Source organism: Xenorhabdus santafensis (genome assembly GCF_033949405.1).
Classification (GTDB): domain Bacteria; phylum Pseudomonadota; class Gammaproteobacteria; order Enterobacterales; family Enterobacteriaceae; genus Xenorhabdus; species Xenorhabdus santafensis.
Genome location: NZ_VCDN01000293.1, coordinates 1 through 552, shown reverse-complemented (window position 1 = coordinate 552; position 552 = coordinate 1). Strand labels below are relative to the sequence as shown.

Annotated in this window: 1 protein-coding gene; it reads left to right on the top strand. The window is 29.2% G+C overall.

The genetic code is table 11. The annotated features are described in order from the left end of the window. Positions 1 to 254: 254 nt before the first annotated feature. On the top strand, positions 255 to 552 hold a 298-nt coding region (locus tag FE392_RS20295), incomplete at its 3' end, for a hypothetical protein (protein WP_319931916.1).

Sequence of the window (552 nt, the reverse complement as noted above, 5' to 3'; positions counted from 1 at the left end):
GCTTTTTTTATTTGTTTTTTTTGTTAAATATTTCTTGTTTATATGCTATTTTTAAGATAATATTAGTAACAGAAAGAAAAAATAGTGGTGTCATTTTGGATTCATTATTGTATTGTATATACAATACAATAGCACCGTATATACAAAATCTCTTTTTTAATATGTAAATTATGTTTTTGCATATGCGAATTGCACTTTTACATATTAGATTTGTGGATTTTAGTATTAGTTTTTGTAATAAGGAGGCTTTTTTTATGGAAAATGAAACAATTCAAGAAAAGAATAAGAGGAGACGTGTCCCTGTTAGGTTTTCTGAAATTACGGCACAAAAGTTAGATGATATGTCTGAGCGCTACGGAATGTCAGTGAGTGCTTTGGTGAATTTTATTGTTGGTCAGTGGTTAGACAATAATTATGATATTAAAGATTACACTAGAGAAAAAATGATACCGGCAATGATGGAAAATGTAGAACCTCAAATGGAATCTATGCTTCAAAATCCATTGATAGCTGGAATGTTCAAGGAAATGGCTGAACAATTTGTTAAGGCTT